We start from the raw sequence: 16,375 nt of genomic DNA, 5'->3' as shown, positions 1-16,375 counted from the left end.
AATTCAACTTTCCTCAGAGCGCCTTTTACCATCAGCTCCTTCAATTATTTGCCATGCAACCATTAGTTCACGCCACCAAAAGGGAAAGACCGGAGTGCGAAAATGCTTACACGCTAAGAGTAACAAGATTGGAAATCCTTGCTCGATTGGCGAGTATTTTGAGTGATCAAATTCTTGATGACGCGCTTGAACATCAAGGCGGAATTCTTCAAAAGATTCAGGTAACCGTTGAATGGTTTCTGTATCTCCCCCGTGCACTTCACTGTAGTACAAAATATCCTCAACATTTTCTGGTGGATACCAAACTTGAAAATCTACTTCATCGAAGTGTTGAATATAATTTGAATATAAATCTTCAGCGTTTAACAACAAGCAGAACTCAAATAGCATATAGAGGAGAGTTGACGAGGAATCAATGTAGCCAATCGGTCGTTCTCCAGTTGCTTCGTATTCAATGACTAAATCAACCTTGTTGTATACTTCAGGAAGTCTGCCAAACATGTTTCTTCGTATTGCCAAATGTTCGAGAATATCGCTTAGCCACCATTTGACAAAATCAGCGTGACCAGTAAGTAATAACGCCCACATCCCCAGAAAAATATCTATGGAGTGATTATCAAGCAATGGGCGATGCCGAGAGGCATTATTTCTAATAACATTCATGAGAAGCTGAGCAAAGGTTTGTTGGTTTTGTGTGGCAACTGGGTTGTTTCCCATGTAGAACCAAATAGTTGTTAGAATTCCTAAGTTGCCAATTACCTCGAAGGTTCTTAATGGGTACTCTACGCGCTCGAATGAAGCATTAAGAGATAATCCAGCTGGTATGTTAGCCGATGAAGCAATTTTTCCCGCCCACAAACTTGAAATTTGTAAGAACCGAAAGAATGTCTCGCTGAATTCCTCTAAAACTTTCTTTTGGAAGAGATCATTTCGCTGCATCCATCCCCATACGACTAATAGGGCATATTCATGAGCGGTAACAGCAGGAGTTAGGTTGTTAAAATCTGGCTGTTGACATTGTTGAGCTATCATAGCCAGAGTTAAACGGAGAAAACCAAAAATTCTATTGCGTTGTTGTTTTTTTAGTTGCCTGACATCAGGTAGGAATTCCCTTATCAGCTGTTTGAAATCAGCTAAGTCATAATCGGGCACATCAAGAAAAATGAGAGTTCTTTTGAGCAATCTCTGATGTTCTTTGTTAGGCAAGATTCTCTCGTTCAATAAATGCGTATGAAACATTTCTGCAAGATGGTCCAAATCCCATCGATCAAAAGGCATCCGAGGTAGGAATTCGTTTTTGATATATCCGTTGAACCTATCCCGGACATTCTGGCGCAAAGTGCCATTATGAGCGAGGATGACCTGTTTTTTTGCCTTTTGTAGTTGGGCTTTCGTTAAATCTTCAAAAGGTACGTCCAACAAATTATTCAGCGTGGCACGAATGCTGTTGGGGCCAGCGTCCCAATTTTTTTGATCTATATCTCCGGGTTTGACTTGGATAAGATATAAAATCCAATCATCATCTTTTTCTTTTCGGAGAGCCGCAATGTCAACTCCATGTTCAACTTCTCCCCGGAAAGCCAATTTAACGATTTGAAAACCCATGGACCGCAATAGATCGGGAAGGATTGCGTCAAGTTCATCCCTTTCTTTGATATGGGCAAGGTAATCTTGGACTATAAAGCGCATGTTATTCAGTTCCAATTTGAATATCTTCCAACTTTAAATTCTTTCTTCGCAAACGACGCCAGGCGGCAGCTTCTGGGTCAAGCAGTTCATCTCGAGGTAGTTCAATGCTGTGTTCAAAGTGCCCAAAGCCTGATGGCACGCTAAATGTTCTTCTTTGTGAGGAGTCTGGGTGAAGAACATTCATATGAAATGAGCGATCTCCCCTAGCAATGTCTACATGGTGCACAAGACTCAGTAACCCTCCACGTTCATCAAAAGCTGCTTTTTGAACCTTTTGCATTTGTTTGTTGTGATGCTCAATATATTGTCGGGTTCTGCCGCGAGAAGGTGTTAATTCTGGAACAAATACGTCTTTACGCTGTTTCTGGTAGTTTTGGAGTTTTTCAGAGACATTACCTAATAATTGGGTGACAATATTATCATCATCTTCCCTGAGAGTTTGGTTTAAAAATTCTTGAGTACTGCCAGGAATATTCCAAGCAATTTCCTCTAAGATTCCTAAAAAATAATCGGCTAGATTCTCAAGCTCAGAAACGTTTTGCAAAATGCTATATAGCAACTGTAATAACTGTAATCCCATTGGAGGCCATACAAGCAGTTTCTCTGTGATATAGATAATTTTCTTCGGTGAGAGATTTTGTATAACATCAGGAGCGAAGCTTTCCAAGGATAGTTCCTGAAGGATCAAGCGCCCTTCTTCCACTAGCTGTAAGTTTGAGGATGAAAACCAATACGTCACAACACGCTTGCTCAAATCTGGATCACGTCTGTGAGCTTCTTTGATTATGTATGAAAACATATCGTCGGCAGTAATGGATTCGTTAAGTTCGTGTTGCGTCACCCATGCTTCAAGAAATTGCCACACATTGTGGGGGTGAAGTGGATGCAATAGCGATGCGATTCGCTGGATTGTGTTTTTATCTGATATTGGAACATCTGTAAGCAAAGATAAGCAGTCAAGTTTATATTTCAAAGCCCCACTATCTTCGTTCTTTCCTAATAATCCTACAGCTATCCCATGAGAGACTTCACTAATTGGATGTCGTTGTTTTAAATTTATTAGCCTATCAAAACAACCGGATCGGTGTTCCTCAAACCTGACTCCAAGCTCAGCAAGCGTGACAGCGACGGCATGGGCTACACCTTCCTCCAAGCTATCACTGAGTGAATCTATGTTTGCTAACAACCGATCTGTCTCTAAATTGCCTTCTAAAATTAAACCCAGCATACAATGAATTGCTGATTGGTGGAATGTTGGCTTTGTAGAATGTAACCATTCTTCGCTTGTCGCGAGAATTTTATCAAGATTGGCGGGGGAACTCTTTGCAATTCCTATCATGATTCGGTGAAGAAAATTCCCTGTTATAGGGTTTGGGGATTCAATAAAAGCGTCAAGTAATTGAAAGGCTGTGTTAGGTTTTAGGTTTCCCAATTGTTCGGCGGCTGCAAACACCCTGAATTTCATCATGTCATCTTGTGCGCGGATGGCTATAGTTTCAAGAAGGGAGGCAAAATAAGTGGCATCTAACTCAAGAAACGGCAATATCGTGCAAAGAGGAGTGTAAATTTGCCAAAAATCCTTTGAGGGTATGTTGTTTGCTACAAACCGCATTGGTAAATGTGCTTGCTTATATTCATTTACAAGATGGGCAATGACGAAGCTGGTCAGATTCCTCCACTCGCGAGAGGATATAGCATCCATTGAGGAAGTTAACTGCTGCAGATTTTGTAAGACCTTATCAGATGATAATGTGTGGAGTTGCTGTGAACGAATATGGTTGTGCGCCTGAACAAAAGATAACAACTGTGGTAAGGCAAATTGCCAGGTTCCTTCCTGGTCTCGACTGAGAACTTCTTTACCTTGTAATTCAGCAAGAGTTTCATCAGATAAATTATTGTCTATTGACCCTTCAGGATTGTTCCAAACTTTTGAAGCAACGAGAAGCATTTGTTTTTGTTCTTGAATAGTTAATCGTTCCCAGAGGCTTTTATTTTGTGAATAGGCATGTTCGTTTACTGATAGTCCAACCATAATAAGCTTATCACTCCTTCTAGCACTAATGAGCTAATATTCTAACGTTGCTAGAAAGTAGCGACAAATGATCCTGAAAACAAGCGCCGGTCATAACGACCGGCGTTTTTATTTCTCACTGTGGTGATGGGAGGTAGTGGCACTAGGCCTTAACAGGCTTGATGGTGCGAATTATGCACAAATGTTCTAAATGGAGGTATACTATGGAACAATCACAGACCCGTCACAAGTGGACCATCCCGGTACTGATTCTGGCTTTACTCCTGCTGTTCATCGCGGTTTTGATGGCCAGCGGACACCAGGTTAGCCTGCCGTTGACCGGCATTCAATCTATTCGTCAGGTAATGCCACCTGATCCTAATGAATGGTGTCGCAAGATTGACCTGGAAAAGTTAAACACCGAAATCGCGAAAGCGGAAACCTTTATGCGTGAGGGTGTTGGCGAAAGGCTGGTCGATTGGCGTTACCTGCGCCGGGCGTTAAAGGTGACCGGCGTGCAGGTCAGCGGTCCGGAAGACAGCTACTGGCTGGAGATGATCAAGGGGCTTTACGTCGGTTGCGGACCTTAGGAAGGATGATGAACGAACCGAAATTGTTAGGCGCAACTCTGCTGCATACCCGTTACGGCCATTGGCGGCATCCCCAATCCGGCCGGTATTTCATCCGGCCGGTGCGGGATCGTTTTCGCAATTATCCCGGCCTGGTTACCGAGCTGCTGGCTATCCAGCAGCGGGCGTATCATGAACTGCATACCATTGAGGATCAGCAGCGGATCCAATGGCTGTCACAGGCCACTTTTGGCGCGCTGGATATCTACCAGCGTGGCGTTTCCATCTGCGCAGTGAGCCGGGAAGAAATCCTGGAAGAGATCGACGACTGGCTGGCGAGCCAACGCGACAATCTAGCAGCTGCGCTGTTTGCGCCTTTGATAACGGGCGATTAGCGGCCTCATTACGCAACACCATATAAATAGGAAGACGCCGGCATTTTGCCGGCGTTTTTGTTTGCCAGGTAAGGAGGATCCCATGACCAAACAGGTGATTCAATTTGGCCAATTGGAAGAATTTATGGCCGAGCCTTTCGTTCCCGGTCAGGTGGTGCGGGTTGTGGTGCTGGAAATCATTGAAGGCGTCTCCGCCCAAATTCCTGATCTGCGTCAGGTCAGCGTGGGCGTCCACGTCCGCACGATTAACTGCGATGAACACATTCTCGCTTGTTACCTGCCGGTGGCGACGGTGCAGCTGTACAACGGCCGTCGCGAAGGCGATCCCACCTGGCAGAAATATGACGCCGCCTGGGAACAGGCTGCGGCGCTGAAGGAGCGTGTCATCACAACGCTGCAAGCAGCGGCGGCTGAAAAAGGATTCAAGGTGTGTGCTGCGGGTGTAATTGATTTGGGGGAGATACGGCCGTTGCGGGCTACCTGGAAGGCAGATCCTGCTGTGGCAGAGGTCCAGCGGCAACATTGACGCCGGGAGGTTTTGATGACGAACGCATTGGTACAAACAGTTGAAACCTTTCATACAGCACACTGTGGCCCCGTGACCTATTTGAAGGTGTATACGCCGGATTACAGACGCTTGAATTGGCAGCAAGTTTGGCGGACATTCGCCGACGTGTATCCTGACCGCTGGGCGATTGAGTTGTATCCACCGGCAGAGCAGTTAGTTGATGATGCGCATGTCTACCATCTCTGGATGTTTCCAGCGGAGTGGTCGCCCCCAGTGTGCATGAACCTGGCAATGAAATATCAGGTCGGCTAACCATAAATGACAAAAGCCCGGCCAAGCCGAGCTTTTGTTTTGAACCTGTTTCCCCTCTGCAAGAAAGGTCCGGTTCACGCCCCTCAAATTTCTATGCCGCCAGTACAGGCTATGGCGGTGGATAACCACAATTATACCCCATAATGGCAACGTGCATGGGGCGGCTAACGCCGCTCATGGGATGAGGCTGACCTGGGCAATGGTTCCAGGTCGCCCCAATCACATCCCATTGCAAGTGTTGGAGGTCGCCTATGCCCCAAATTAAGGTATATCACAATCCTCGTTTTCTTGAATATCGTGGCCGTCACAGCGACATTGTGCCCCCGGTCCGCCCGGTGGCGACGGTGCAGATGCCCGCAGAGATGTCGGCCGAGCAGGCCTTGGAAATTGCTTTTCGGCAAACGCAGCATGTGGCACGGCCGTGGTGGGATAACGACGACGTGCTGCTGCACGTGCGCAGCACCTCGGTGGGGGACAATCTGGAAGCCTGCACTGAGCCAGGTCGAAGTGATGAGCAGGGCAACATGTTTGTCGTTGAAAGCGTCGGCTTTCAGAAGTACCACCCCAGAGCTGTTCGGCCGCACCACCGGTTAGCTACAGCCTACCGGCAGCTGGATGCAGTTTTGGGGCAGGCCGATACCCACCAGATCATGACCGCTGTTGGTCAGGCACGGAACGCCATGCTGTACGTCCTGGAATCTGAAGGCTATGCCAATGGCGAAGCGCCTATTCTGACCTGGGACAACGCCCGGCCTGGCGATCTGGTCGGCGATCCCCACACAGGTCTTTTTCGCGTGATAGCCCGCAAGTTACGGCCCAAGTGGCGGGCCAAACGGCTACTGGCTCACATTCCCCATGCCCAAATCTGGATTGACAGTCCGCGCACCTGGGCTGTACTGGTGCCCGTCAACGAGGAGTGCGACCATGACTGAATCTATCTACAAACAAACGAAGCTCGTGCAATTGACGCCGGCGGGGGAATGGTATGTAGCCATTCCCCACCCTGAACGCACTAACGTCCTGGCTGTAGACACAGGCAAAAACCTGACGTTTGCGGCCGAATTTGAGCCGGAAATGCTGGCGACGGTGCAGCCGGTTCTGGCCTTGAACCGGTTTATTGACCTGCGCCTCGAATTCATTCCCGGATTGCTCGAAGGCTCGGCCTTCAATCTGCTGGCCAACGCACTGTATCAGGCCATCGCCGACGTGCAGCAGCAGGCGACCAATCCCCGCAACCAGCTCATCCTGCTGACCTTGCTGGCGCTGCAAGCAGCCCTGGGCCAGAGCTTGCACCAGGCGCTGACAGCGCCACCGGCGCGCGAAGAGACGCTTTACGTGGAGCATGATTTCATCGCCCAGGGGCTGCAAGCGCGATTGACACGGGCTAATTGGGGGACGTCGTGACTACCCAACTGGCTTTCGCCTATCACCAGCCCTCCCCGACCCGGCGCCGGTTGTGTGATTTGCCGCTGGAGGAACGGCCGTTATACCGCCTGCACCGTCATGGCAGCGACGCCTTGGCCACAGCGGAACTGCTGGCTCTCGTCCTGGGCACGGCTGAAGCGCCGGGTATTGCCGATGAACTCCTGACCCGCTGCGGCTCGCTGCACCAACTGGCGCGGGCCAGCAAAGAACAGCTGATGCGCATTCGGGGCATTGGTGAGACACAGGCCGGCCGCCTGGTGGCCATGCTGGAATTGAGCCGCCGCTTGCAGGCGCCGCCGGCCGACGAACGACCGCGCGTCACCAGCCCGGCCGATGCCGCGGCGCTGCTGACGCCGCGCATGGCCCATTTGGAACAGGAAGCCTTATGGGTGATCCTGCTGGACACGCGCAATCGCGTGCTGAAGATGACCGAAATCTACAAAGGCAGCCTCAACACCAGCGTGGTGCGCACCGGCGAAATCTTCCGCCCGGCAATTGAAACAGCGGCGGCGGCGATCATCGTTGCGCATAACCACCCTTCACTCGACCCGTCCCCCAGTCCGGAGGACATCAACGTGACCCGGCAAATCGTGCAGGCTGGGAAGCTGCTCGATATCGAATGTCTGGATCATATCATCATCGGTCGTACCTTTGTGTCGCTCAAAGAAAGGTCCTTGGGCTTTGACTAATCACCCCCATTTTGGAGCACAATATCATGATTCAATCTGTCACCTGCGCCGCAGACGGGAGCACGTTTACGCTGTCCCTCAACGGCAAATCGCAGACCTACACCAATGACAAAGAGGGCAAGCGGCAGGCAATCCTGGACGGCCTGAATGACATCGAAACGATGACCGTCGGCGAGGATGTCTATCTGCCCAGCAATGAGAGCTTGCAGGTAGTGGCGGCCGTTCTGTATCCCGACGGCATTCAGACTGAAGCCGCCTACCAGACGGTGTGCCAGGTGACGGAAAAGGCGTGCGCCCATCTCGGCTATGGAGGCGAAGTGGAGCTGGGGCCTCCGGCCGTTCCCTTTGCCCGGCGCGGCGCGTATCGCCGCCAATATCCGCCGGTCGATGCCCACCTGGTGCGCGATGAGCTGGCCCTGGCCGGAACCGGCAGCAGCTTTCCGCGACAGGAGATCGCCTGCACGATTCTGTGGAACAAGGCGGGGTTGGCGGTATACGGCCGTCACTGGAGCAAGCTGGCAGCCGCCGAACAGAGCCTGATTCAAACCCAGGTAGACGCCATTGCCGCACAGGACGGTTGGGAAAAAGATGACAGTACTGCCACCGGCAGCTACACCAAACCGCTGCCTGTTGATGAGGCAACCGCCCGCAGCCGCCTGGATGATCTGCTGCGCCGCGAAAACGGCCGTCCCGTGTTGGTCAGCAGCGTGATTTACCAGGCGCAGTTGGGGGCATACGGCCGTGGTTTTTACAGCAATGAATTAGCGCCGGCGCTGCAAACTATCGTTAGCGAGACGCTGCAAGCCCACGGCTACCGCCCCACCCCACAGGATGGAGAATACCGACCGCGTCCGGTAACATTGGCGGCGGCAGCGGAAACAAACCTTCAGGAGAAACTGGCGTCTCTTTCGCCGGTGATGACGGAATTGGGGCCGGCCTTGCTGCTGCGGGATGTGGTGGACGCCCTCGGCGTGGCGTCCACCAGCGAGTGGCAGGCGGAGCAGTTGGTGGCCGACGGCCGTGTCAGCCAGGCGCTGCGAAAGGTGGGGTATCAGACGGAGCTGACCTGGTGCCAACCATACCATTTCCGGCCCAAACGTGACGACTATGAGGCGCAGCGTGTGATTCTCAAAGAGGTGCGCGTCCAAAACGACCCCGCCCGCAAGCTGTCATTGGCCCAGGGATTGGCCGTATTGACGCCGGCGCTGGCCATTGACGGCGTGGACGAAACGCTGGTTTACCTGGAGATGGTGGGGGCCAAGCAGTCGGTGAAGGCCAACTGGGCGGCGCTGGTCGGCGGGGGCAAGGTGCACTGGCTGGGCCGCAAGCGGATACGCCTGGACGGCATGAAAGAGCACGTAAAAATCCAGGCCACGCTGCCCTGCGGCTGGGCCAACCACATCCTGATTCACAAGCAGGCCAGCCTGAAAGAGATGAATCCGGAGCAGCCTTTCTACCTGCTGGATGACGGCACGCAGCCGATACCGCCGCTGTTTTATCCCATGCTAAACAAGTGTCTGGCGCTGCCGCTGCTGCCGGCATGGGCGGAGTATCTGTGGGAAAACGGCCGTGCGCATGAGCTTATCACCCTGCTTGATGAGGGTGAAGGGCAGGGCTATGCGGCCTGGCGGACTCTGCCGACATCCAAGGAATGGCAAAGCGTTGTCGAGTGCGGTCTACAATCGCAAAAGATTTCTTTCTGACCTCAGTTGAAAATAATCTTTAGATTGCCACCCAATTCAACAACTTTGTCACGCTATTCAATAACTCTGTCAACCTACATACATCTACCCTTCTACCCCTTACATTCTAGAGGTAAAGCAAATGACCAGATTAGCAAACGTTGAAAAGGCGGGATATTTCAGACTCCCTCCTTCTGTTACTGAACGTCTTGTAACCCACATCGCTGCCCCAAAAGACGGCCGTATCCTCGACCCATGCGCCGGTGAGGGCAGTGCCTTAGTGACCCTGGCCAAAAAGCTGCACCTGGACCCCTTCGGCGTTGAGCTGCATGAGGGCCGGGCCAAAGCAGCCCGTGAAGCCGTGGGCCAGCTCCTGGTTACCCGGCATGGCTTCGATAAAGGCGATGCGGCCGCATCTCACGGCACGCGCATTCTTCACGACAGCTATCTCAGCCTGGTCACCTCTCGCGGTGGTTACAATCTGCTCTATCTCAACCCGCCCTATGATCATGACGATGTGGACGGCAGGTTGGAATATCAATGGCTTGTTCACACCCGTCCCTGGCTGCAGCCAAGCGGATTGCTCGTCTGGGTTGTCCCCCAGCATATGCTGCGTTTCCGGAAAGCGACGCGGTACATCCTATCTTGGTATGATCGGGTGAAGGTTTTTCGCTTCCCGGATGAGGAGTACGATCGGTTCAAACAAATTGTCCTCTTCGGCGTTCTGCGGCCGAAAGCCATCACGCCCGAAAGTGAGATAGTAGAAAAGCTGGCACGGCAGGCTGTGGGTAAAGAAATGCTGCCGCCATTAACGGCCGTTTCCGAACCTCTCTATTCACTCCCACCACTGGCTGTCAAACACGGTGCATTCAAATTCCGCTCCCAATTTGTCGATCCGGCCGACGCCCTGGCCGAGGCTCGGCAATTGGGCGCCAGCACCAAAGACGCCTGGCACGAGCATCTGGACCCAGACGGCGCCAACGTCCCGTTACGGCCGTTAACGCCCCTCAAAATTGGACACATGAATAGCGTCATTGCCGCCGGCCATCTCAATAACCAGGTATTGGCCGATGACGACGAGCGGCTGTTGATCAAAGGCCGCAACTACAAAGTGACCCGTGCCGAGGAATATGAGGAACCGCTGCCGGACGGTCGTACCCGGGTAACACATCTGGAGACGGAAAGCGTCGTCACCGACATTACCACCGTAGACAGTAACGGCCAGGTTACCAGCTACAAAGGCGCGGAACTGGAGCAGTTCTTGCAGAAGTGGATTTCGCACCTGACGCGCATTGTGGCTCAGGAGTATCCTCCGGTTTACCAGTTTGATTTGAATGGATACGGCCGTTTGCTGAACAGTCTGAGCAAAAAGCGAAAGATACCAGGAATGAACGGCAAATCCGGCCTGTTGCCTGCCCAAAAACATGCGGCCGCCGCCATACTGACCCGTTTGGAAACCTATCCAGAGGCTATTGCGATTGGGGAGATGGGAACAGGTAAAACCACGATCTCTGCGGCGATTGCTGCTGGTCTTAGTGCTGGACGCACCATCGTCCTCTGCCCGCCCCACCTGGTGGACAAATGGCAGCGGGAATTCAAAGCCGTCTGGCCCGGCGTGCGCACGATGCATCTGCAAACGATCAGTGACGTCGATCAATTCTTCGGCGATCAACCCGATGATGCGCCATTGGTTGGCGTCCTCAAGCAAACCACCGCTCGCAGCGCCTCCGGCTGGGAACACGCCTACGACTACGGCGGCCCGGCCAGCCACAACTATGGCAGCAAGGGGTACAGCGATATTGAACGGCCGTGGGGCAACGTGATATCCGCGCGAAAATTGATGGATCTGCCCGTCGAAGAACGCCCGTTTACCGAAAAACAAATTCTGGCCCTACAGCAGCGCGGCGTTCGCTGCCCCGTCTGCGGCGAAACCCAGTTCCGCGGCGGACGGCCGCTTGCCGTCAAAGAACTCAAGACCGCCACATGGACGTGCAGCAATGAGGCATGCCGTTCGCCACTGTACCAGTTCACCCGCCGCCGCAGCGAGTCCCAGGTACGCGGCAACTTCAAGCTGTACGCCCAGCGAGAGCGACTCATCCGCAGCTATACCGACAAAGGACAGCCGGTGCCTTTTCATGAACTTGAGAAATGGCATGGTACGGCCGTGCGCGACACCTTCGGCTATGGCAAGATACCTCTGGCTGGTTACATCAAGAAACGGGGCAAAGGGAAGCTGGATCTGCTGTTAGTGGATGAGGTTCATCAGTACAAAGGCTTTGACAGCGACCAGGGGTACGCCATGCACCACCTGGCCCAGGCAGCTGAGAAGGTGGTCGCCCTCACCGGCACCATCTACGGCGGCAAAGCGTCCAGCCTCTTTTACCTGCTTTTCCGTCTTGCCTCAGAAATGGGCAAAACCTACGTAGACCCAGAGGCCAACGGCCAGCGCCGCCTGCGCAGCCGGGACTGGGTCTCAGCCTACGGCATCCTGCAGCGGATTGAAACCGTCACTCTCGACGAAGATGGCAGACAGACGGCCAACAGCCGCTCCAACGTGCGCTTCAAAGAGCTGCCCGGCGGTAGCCCGGCGATGCTGCCCTGGCTGCTCAATCGGTCGGTCTTCCTGTCGCTGGGGGATATGGGTTTCCCCCTACCCGCTTACACCGAGATTCCGGTTTCGGTCTCCATGGCCCCGGAGCAGGCCGTTCGTTACGAATCGCTCAAGGAGCAGCTGAAGGAAGAACTCAAAGAACGGCTCATTCGCGGCGACAAATCGCTGCTGGCCGGATACCTCTACGCTCTGCTCTTCTGGCCGGATTCGCCGCGCCGGGCCAAGGTGGTCGAGTGCCCCCGCACCGGCACTGTTGTCGCCTCAGTGCCCGGACTGTCGGATGACTTCGTTGGCCCGAAAGAGGAAGAAATCATTGAGCTGTGCCTGCAAGAGAAAGCCCAGGGACGGCGCGTCCTGCTGCTGTGCCAGCAGACCGACACCCTGGATATCCAGCCAGAGTGGAAAGCAATGCTGGAAGCGGCCGGACTGAAGGCTACTATCCTCCGCGCCGCACCCAACCAGCGCGAAAAGTGGGTGGAAAAGCAGGTCAAGGCGGGCGCGGATGTGATCATCACCCATCCGCGCAAAGTAGAGACGGGCATTGACTTGCTCGATTTCCCCACCATCGTCTGGATGGCCATCGACTACAGTGTCTACACCGTCCTCCAGGCCAGCCGTCGCTCCTGGCGCATTGGTCAGACGGAGCCGGTGAAGGTCTACTTTTTCGCTTATGAAGAGACCATCCAGGAGGACGCCCTGCGCCTGGTGGCCGCCAAAGTGGCCGCGGCTCTGCGCGTCAACGGCGACACCGTGGGCGATGACAGCCTGGCGGAACTGGATGACCTCACCTCCGGTGACCTGGTGGCCACGCTGGCCAAAATCATCACCGGTGACGTACAGATTGACGCCCACAGTTTGCAGCAAGCCTTTGCTGAAGCCAATGCCAGCCTGCGCCAGGCGAATACCATTATTGGCGACTACCAGATGGTAGAAGAAGAGACAGATGAAGAAGCTGCCGTTGTAATCAATGGCAATGGCCACTTGAGTCAACGGCCGTTATTGGTTCCAGATCGTTTAATTGTGACCAACGGCGACAGCGGCCGTTCTCCCCAACAGGCATCGCATTTCACCAATGGCCATTCGCCAATCGGCAATGGCCACAGCCACGGCCACGGGCAAGAAAAGCCCAACGGTGTTGCGGTCATCAGTACGCATTTGAACGGAAAGCAGGCGAAGCATGATGAGAGCGATGAAGCACACGAACCTGCTGACTTGCATAAATCCGCGCCGCCGCCCGTGCCGCGGCCGCGGTTGCTGTTGAGTCAATTATCTGTGTAACAGTTGAGCATGGCTGAGCGTATGCCTGACATTCGCCGCCGTTTGAAACCTATCCTCATTTTCCGGAACGTGCCTATGATGAGCGAATCTATCGTTTCACAACCCGTTTTCTCCCCTCTTGCCGCTGCCCCCGACAAGCTGTGGCCGCTTGTGCTGGCCGATCTGCACCAGCAGATGACCAAAGCGACCTTTAACACCTGGCTGGTAGACAGCCACATTTTGATCGCCCCCAGCACCCCGGCTTTTTGGGTTGTGGTGGTGCGCAACGAGTATGCGTATGAGTGGTTAACAAATCGTCTGTCGCCCGTCATCAAGCGCACCCTTGACGGTTTGGTCGGCAGCAAGGTGATTATTTGTTTTGTTCCTAGAACTATGCGAAGTGAGTGCTATGACCCCTTTAGAAGGCCGCCTGCACGAATATCTCGCGCAGATTGAAGCAGAACCCAGACCAATAGCCAGCTTGCGTCATGTAAGCAGGCTGGCGCAACAACCTCAAAACAAGAATTTCATATTACCAGGAGATGCCCTCATGAATAACCAACCCTCCCCCTCCCCTACCCGTGTCCGCCTGTACAGCCATGTTACTCAATCACGGTTTTTGCACGTCGAGGATGCGCTGGCCATTGGGAAGCTAAGGCTGTTTGCCGGCAATTACGTTAAAGGCCAGGGCATGAATAAACAAGGATTTGCCAATGCCTTCATCGATGTTGAAGATGCGCGGGTTATTTTTGGCGCCCTGGCGCGCGGCGAGCAAAGCTTCAGTCACAGAGAATATAAGGGCACGCCGCCGAAAAATGGTCAACCTGCTACCAGCCGGGTGTTGTCCATTGCCGTCAAAGGTGAAAATGTGTACGTGGAACTGAAAAGCGGGCCGGGTAAATTGACCCCCACCGGGGCGATCACGCCGAACGGGCCGGCAAAAGTGGAAGTCAACGTTACCTTCAAGCTGTATGAAGCGCGGCGGATGGCAACGGCCGTTTTAGCCTATCTCCATGCCTGGGATGTGCTGCGGATGATGGTGCATCAACAATCTGTGGGACAGCCTGCCCCTTATCTGCTGGTAGCGGCAGCAAGCGAGCAGAACGGAGGACCGAACGGCGCTGCCAAACCCCAAAACGGCTCCGCCCAGAACAATGGGATTCATCCGCAGCAGACTACTGTGGCGAACGGCCGTCCGGTTACCCGTAAAAGCAACGGTCAAGCCAATGGCAAACCCGCAAGCCCGACCAATGGCAGCACAGCGGTTAAACAACCGCTGCAATATGGCAACGGGACCCTGGTTGACGGGAAAAATCTGACGGAGGTACAGACATATCGCCAGTATCTGGCCGAGAAACAGTCTGCGCCGGCATCCAAAACGGCGCTCCTGGATTTTTACCGGCAGCGGACGCAAGTGGTGGCGGGGTAACAATTTGCTGCTTTGTCATGTAAGCAGCTACGTACCGCAACGATTGATACCTTTGATATTCTCTTGGTTCTCCTTGGCCCTCTGTTAGAATTGGACATCATTCATTGAGCAATAATAGGTGAGATATGGCAGAAGAAAGCAATGCGTTGGTGCCGATTGAGCAAAAAGTTGTTGAGTTTTATGGTGATGAGTTAACGGCCGTTCTGATTGAGTCCGAGGGTGAATCCTCTGTTTATATCCCTGTGCGTCCGATTTGCGATCACCTTGGCATTGATTGGTCAAGCCAGCGACAGCGTATTAATCGTGACGCCGTATTAGCGCAAGAGCTTATACCCTGCGTGGTTGTTACAACCACGCAGGGTCAGCCAGACCAGCGCCGGGAGATGCTTTGCCTTCCCCTGGACATGATTAACGGCTGGCTGTTTGGCATTAATGCCAACCGCGTTAAAGAAGAATTGAAAGAGCGGCTAATCCAATATCAACGGGAATGTTATCGGATCCTGGCCGATGCTTTTGTCAACCGCACAGTGCCGGATGATTGGATGCAAACAAACCCGGAAACAATGGCGGCGCTGCAGCAAATCCGCGAGAACGCGCTGGCGGTCGCCCGGTTAGCAGAAGAACAAATGCGTATGATGGCCCGGCTGGACAAAGCGGCGATCGTGATTGGGCAATATGGAAAACGGATCACGGCGCTGGAAGCAAAGTTATCCCCCCGGGATGCCGTTACCGATGAGCAGGCGGCAGATATTTCTGCAAAAGTGCTGGCGATTGCCACTGAAATGACCGAGAAGGATTCCAGCCAGAACCATTATCAAGGCATTTTCAGAGAACTCCACCGACGTTTTCGGGTCACCAGCTATAAAAATATCCGGCAGAGTCAGTATCAGGCTGTGCTGGATTTTCTGGATACCTGGGCTGAGGCAGGACGAAAAGTGTAGGATTCATTAAATAATGGTACTGGTCCACGAAATAATGGGACTGGCCTCCAGAGGTAGACAAAAAGGCAAATAAAGAGCGTGTCAGTAAATAATGAAACTGGCCTACAATATCCAGTAAAAAACGGAACTAGCCTACAAACAACGCCGATCTGAAAACCAGGAATCCTACATCATTTACAGGAGTAAGCACCACCACAGTCCCATTATTTAATGAACGAGTCCCGTTATTTACTGGATGAGTCCCACTATTTAGTAAATCCTACAAAAAGGTCAATAGCGTGCCCGTCTGTTCGTGATTTTTCATCAAGGACAAACTGGCAGGAAATAGAGCAGCACCCTCTTTTTGCTACCCATAATGGCCTGCGGCCATGGGCTTTGTGAAGATTTTAGAGGCCGGTTGTAGACAGTGCGTCTGCACCCGGCCTTTTTGTTTACTCAAGCAAAGGAGGTTTGCTCAATATGAATCAAGTTTTTCTGTACACAGACGGTTCCTGCAAAGGGAATCCCGGCCCTGGTGGATATGCGGCTATTTTGCAGAGCGGCGCCCATGAAAGGACACTCACAGGCAGCGAGGCGCATGCCACCAATAATCGTATGGAGTTAAAGGCGGTCATTGCCGGTTTGGCCGCCCTCAAACGTCGCTGCCAGGTGACGGTGGTCACAGACAGCCAGTATGTGGCCACCATTCTGAACGGCGGCAAAGCCAGAGCCAATCGTGACCTGGTACAGCAGGTACGTGCGTTGTCTGCCGGACATCACCTGCGCGTGCAGCTTGTCGCCGGGCACAGCGGCCATGCCATGAATGAACGGTGTGACGCGTTAGCCCAGGCAGCGGCGCGGCAGTTGGTGGCGTGAAT

At 53.0% G+C, this 16,375-nt stretch carries 15 protein-coding genes; 13 read left to right on the top strand and 2 right to left on the bottom strand.

Features of this window, described 5'->3' with window-relative positions:
• Positions 1–3: 3 nt before the first annotated feature.
• Both ACOQPU_RS00335 and ACOQPU_RS00330 read right to left on the bottom strand, forming a co-directional pair.
• Entirely contained in the window at positions 4–1,689 is a 1,686-nt protein-coding gene (locus ACOQPU_RS00335) for a hypothetical protein (protein ID WP_420640492.1), read from the bottom strand.
• A gap of 1 nt (position 1,690) precedes the next feature.
• Positions 1,691–3,721 (bottom strand): hypothetical protein, encoded by a 2,031-nt coding sequence (locus ACOQPU_RS00330; RefSeq protein WP_420640491.1) that lies wholly within the window; start codon positions 3,719–3,721, stop codon positions 1,691–1,693.
• 203 nt (positions 3,722–3,924) lie between these two features.
• Between ACOQPU_RS00330 and ACOQPU_RS00325 the strand changes: the two genes are divergently transcribed.
• From ACOQPU_RS00325 to ACOQPU_RS00265, 13 genes are all read left to right on the top strand, one after another.
• Positions 3,925–4,290: a hypothetical protein gene (locus ACOQPU_RS00325; RefSeq protein ID WP_420640490.1), complete on the top strand. Its 366-nt coding sequence runs from the start codon at positions 3,925–3,927 to the stop codon at positions 4,288–4,290.
• A 23-nt stretch (positions 4,291–4,313) separates the two neighbouring features.
• Complete coding sequence (locus ACOQPU_RS00320; protein ID WP_420640489.1) at positions 4,314–4,664, top strand: hypothetical protein; 351 nt, start codon at positions 4,314–4,316, stop codon at positions 4,662–4,664.
• Between the two features lie 82 nt (positions 4,665–4,746).
• The gene (locus ACOQPU_RS00315) at positions 4,747–5,190 is read left to right on the top strand and encodes a hypothetical protein (protein ID WP_420640488.1); all 444 of its coding nucleotides are present in this window, start codon (positions 4,747–4,749) and stop codon (positions 5,188–5,190) included.
• Positions 5,191–5,205: 15 nt separating this feature from the next.
• Positions 5,206–5,484: a DUF7694 domain-containing protein gene (locus ACOQPU_RS00310; protein WP_420640487.1), complete on the top strand. Its 279-nt coding sequence runs from the start codon at positions 5,206–5,208 to the stop codon at positions 5,482–5,484.
• A 251-nt stretch (positions 5,485–5,735) separates the two neighbouring features.
• Complete coding sequence (locus ACOQPU_RS00305; RefSeq protein ID WP_420640486.1) at positions 5,736–6,416, top strand: hypothetical protein; 681 nt, start codon at positions 5,736–5,738, stop codon at positions 6,414–6,416.
• 25 nt (positions 6,417–6,441) lie between these two features.
• Positions 6,442–6,888, top strand: coding sequence for a hypothetical protein (locus ACOQPU_RS00300; protein ID WP_420640485.1), 447 nt, complete (start codon positions 6,442–6,444; stop codon positions 6,886–6,888).
• A gap of 50 nt (positions 6,889–6,938) precedes the next feature.
• Positions 6,939–7,598 (top strand): RadC family protein, encoded by a 660-nt coding sequence (radC, locus tag ACOQPU_RS00295; protein ID WP_420640531.1) that lies wholly within the window; start codon positions 6,939–6,941, stop codon positions 7,596–7,598.
• Positions 7,599–7,624: 26 nt separating this feature from the next.
• Positions 7,625–9,301, top strand: a complete 1,677-nt coding sequence (locus ACOQPU_RS00290) for a hypothetical protein (protein WP_420640484.1) — start codon at positions 7,625–7,627, stop codon at positions 9,299–9,301.
• Positions 9,302–9,422: 121 nt separating this feature from the next.
• Positions 9,423–13,169 (top strand): DUF6094 domain-containing protein, encoded by a 3,747-nt coding sequence (locus ACOQPU_RS00285; RefSeq protein WP_420640483.1) that lies wholly within the window; start codon positions 9,423–9,425, stop codon positions 13,167–13,169.
• Between the two features lie 9 nt (positions 13,170–13,178).
• Positions 13,179–13,604 carry a DnaA N-terminal domain-containing protein gene (locus tag ACOQPU_RS00280; protein WP_420640482.1) on the top strand — a complete coding sequence of 142 codons (426 nt, stop codon included), beginning with the start codon at positions 13,179–13,181 and terminating at the stop codon, positions 13,602–13,604.
• Positions 13,558–14,577, top strand: a complete 1,020-nt coding sequence (locus ACOQPU_RS00275; protein ID WP_420640481.1) for a hypothetical protein — start codon at positions 13,558–13,560, stop codon at positions 14,575–14,577. Before ACOQPU_RS00280 ends, ACOQPU_RS00275 begins: the two co-directional genes overlap by 47 nt.
• Before the next feature lie 125 nt (positions 14,578–14,702).
• Positions 14,703–15,518, top strand: coding sequence for a phage antirepressor N-terminal domain-containing protein (locus ACOQPU_RS00270; RefSeq protein ID WP_420640480.1), 816 nt, complete (start codon positions 14,703–14,705; stop codon positions 15,516–15,518).
• Positions 15,519–15,977: 459 nt separating this feature from the next.
• Entirely contained in the window at positions 15,978–16,373 is a 396-nt protein-coding gene (locus tag ACOQPU_RS00265) for an RNase H family protein (protein ID WP_420640479.1), read from the top strand.
• Positions 16,374–16,375 lie beyond the last annotated feature (2 nt).

This window comes from Candidatus Leptofilum sp., from assembly GCF_965223285.1.
Taxonomy (GTDB): Bacteria; Chloroflexota; Anaerolineae; order Promineifilales; family Promineifilaceae; genus Leptofilum.
This window is presented reverse-complemented; position numbering and strand designations above follow the sequence as displayed.

Bases quoted from the DNA above. Each gene is read 5' to 3' on its own strand.
- ACOQPU_RS00335 (WP_420640492.1), bottom strand. From the start codon at position 1,689: ATGCGCTTTATAGTCCAAGATTACCTTGCCCATATCAAAGAAAGGGAT.
- ACOQPU_RS00330 (WP_420640491.1), bottom strand. From the start codon at position 3,721: ATGGTTGGACTATCAGTAAACGAACATGCCTATTCACAAAATAAAAGC.
- ACOQPU_RS00325 (WP_420640490.1), top strand. From the start codon at position 3,925: ATGGAACAATCACAGACCCGTCACAAGTGGACCATCCCGGTACTGATT.
- ACOQPU_RS00315 (WP_420640488.1), top strand. From the start codon at position 4,747: ATGACCAAACAGGTGATTCAATTTGGCCAATTGGAAGAATTTATGGCC.
- ACOQPU_RS00310 (WP_420640487.1), top strand. From the start codon at position 5,206: ATGACGAACGCATTGGTACAAACAGTTGAAACCTTTCATACAGCACAC.
- ACOQPU_RS00305 (WP_420640486.1), top strand. From the start codon at position 5,736: ATGCCCCAAATTAAGGTATATCACAATCCTCGTTTTCTTGAATATCGT.
- ACOQPU_RS00290 (WP_420640484.1), top strand. From the start codon at position 7,625: ATGATTCAATCTGTCACCTGCGCCGCAGACGGGAGCACGTTTACGCTG.
- ACOQPU_RS00285 (WP_420640483.1), top strand. From the start codon at position 9,423: ATGACCAGATTAGCAAACGTTGAAAAGGCGGGATATTTCAGACTCCCT.
- ACOQPU_RS00280 (WP_420640482.1), top strand. From the start codon at position 13,179: ATGGCTGAGCGTATGCCTGACATTCGCCGCCGTTTGAAACCTATCCTC.
- ACOQPU_RS00275 (WP_420640481.1), top strand. From the start codon at position 13,558: ATGACCCCTTTAGAAGGCCGCCTGCACGAATATCTCGCGCAGATTGAA.
- ACOQPU_RS00270 (WP_420640480.1), top strand. From the start codon at position 14,703: ATGGCAGAAGAAAGCAATGCGTTGGTGCCGATTGAGCAAAAAGTTGTT.
- ACOQPU_RS00265 (WP_420640479.1), top strand. From the start codon at position 15,978: ATGAATCAAGTTTTTCTGTACACAGACGGTTCCTGCAAAGGGAATCCC.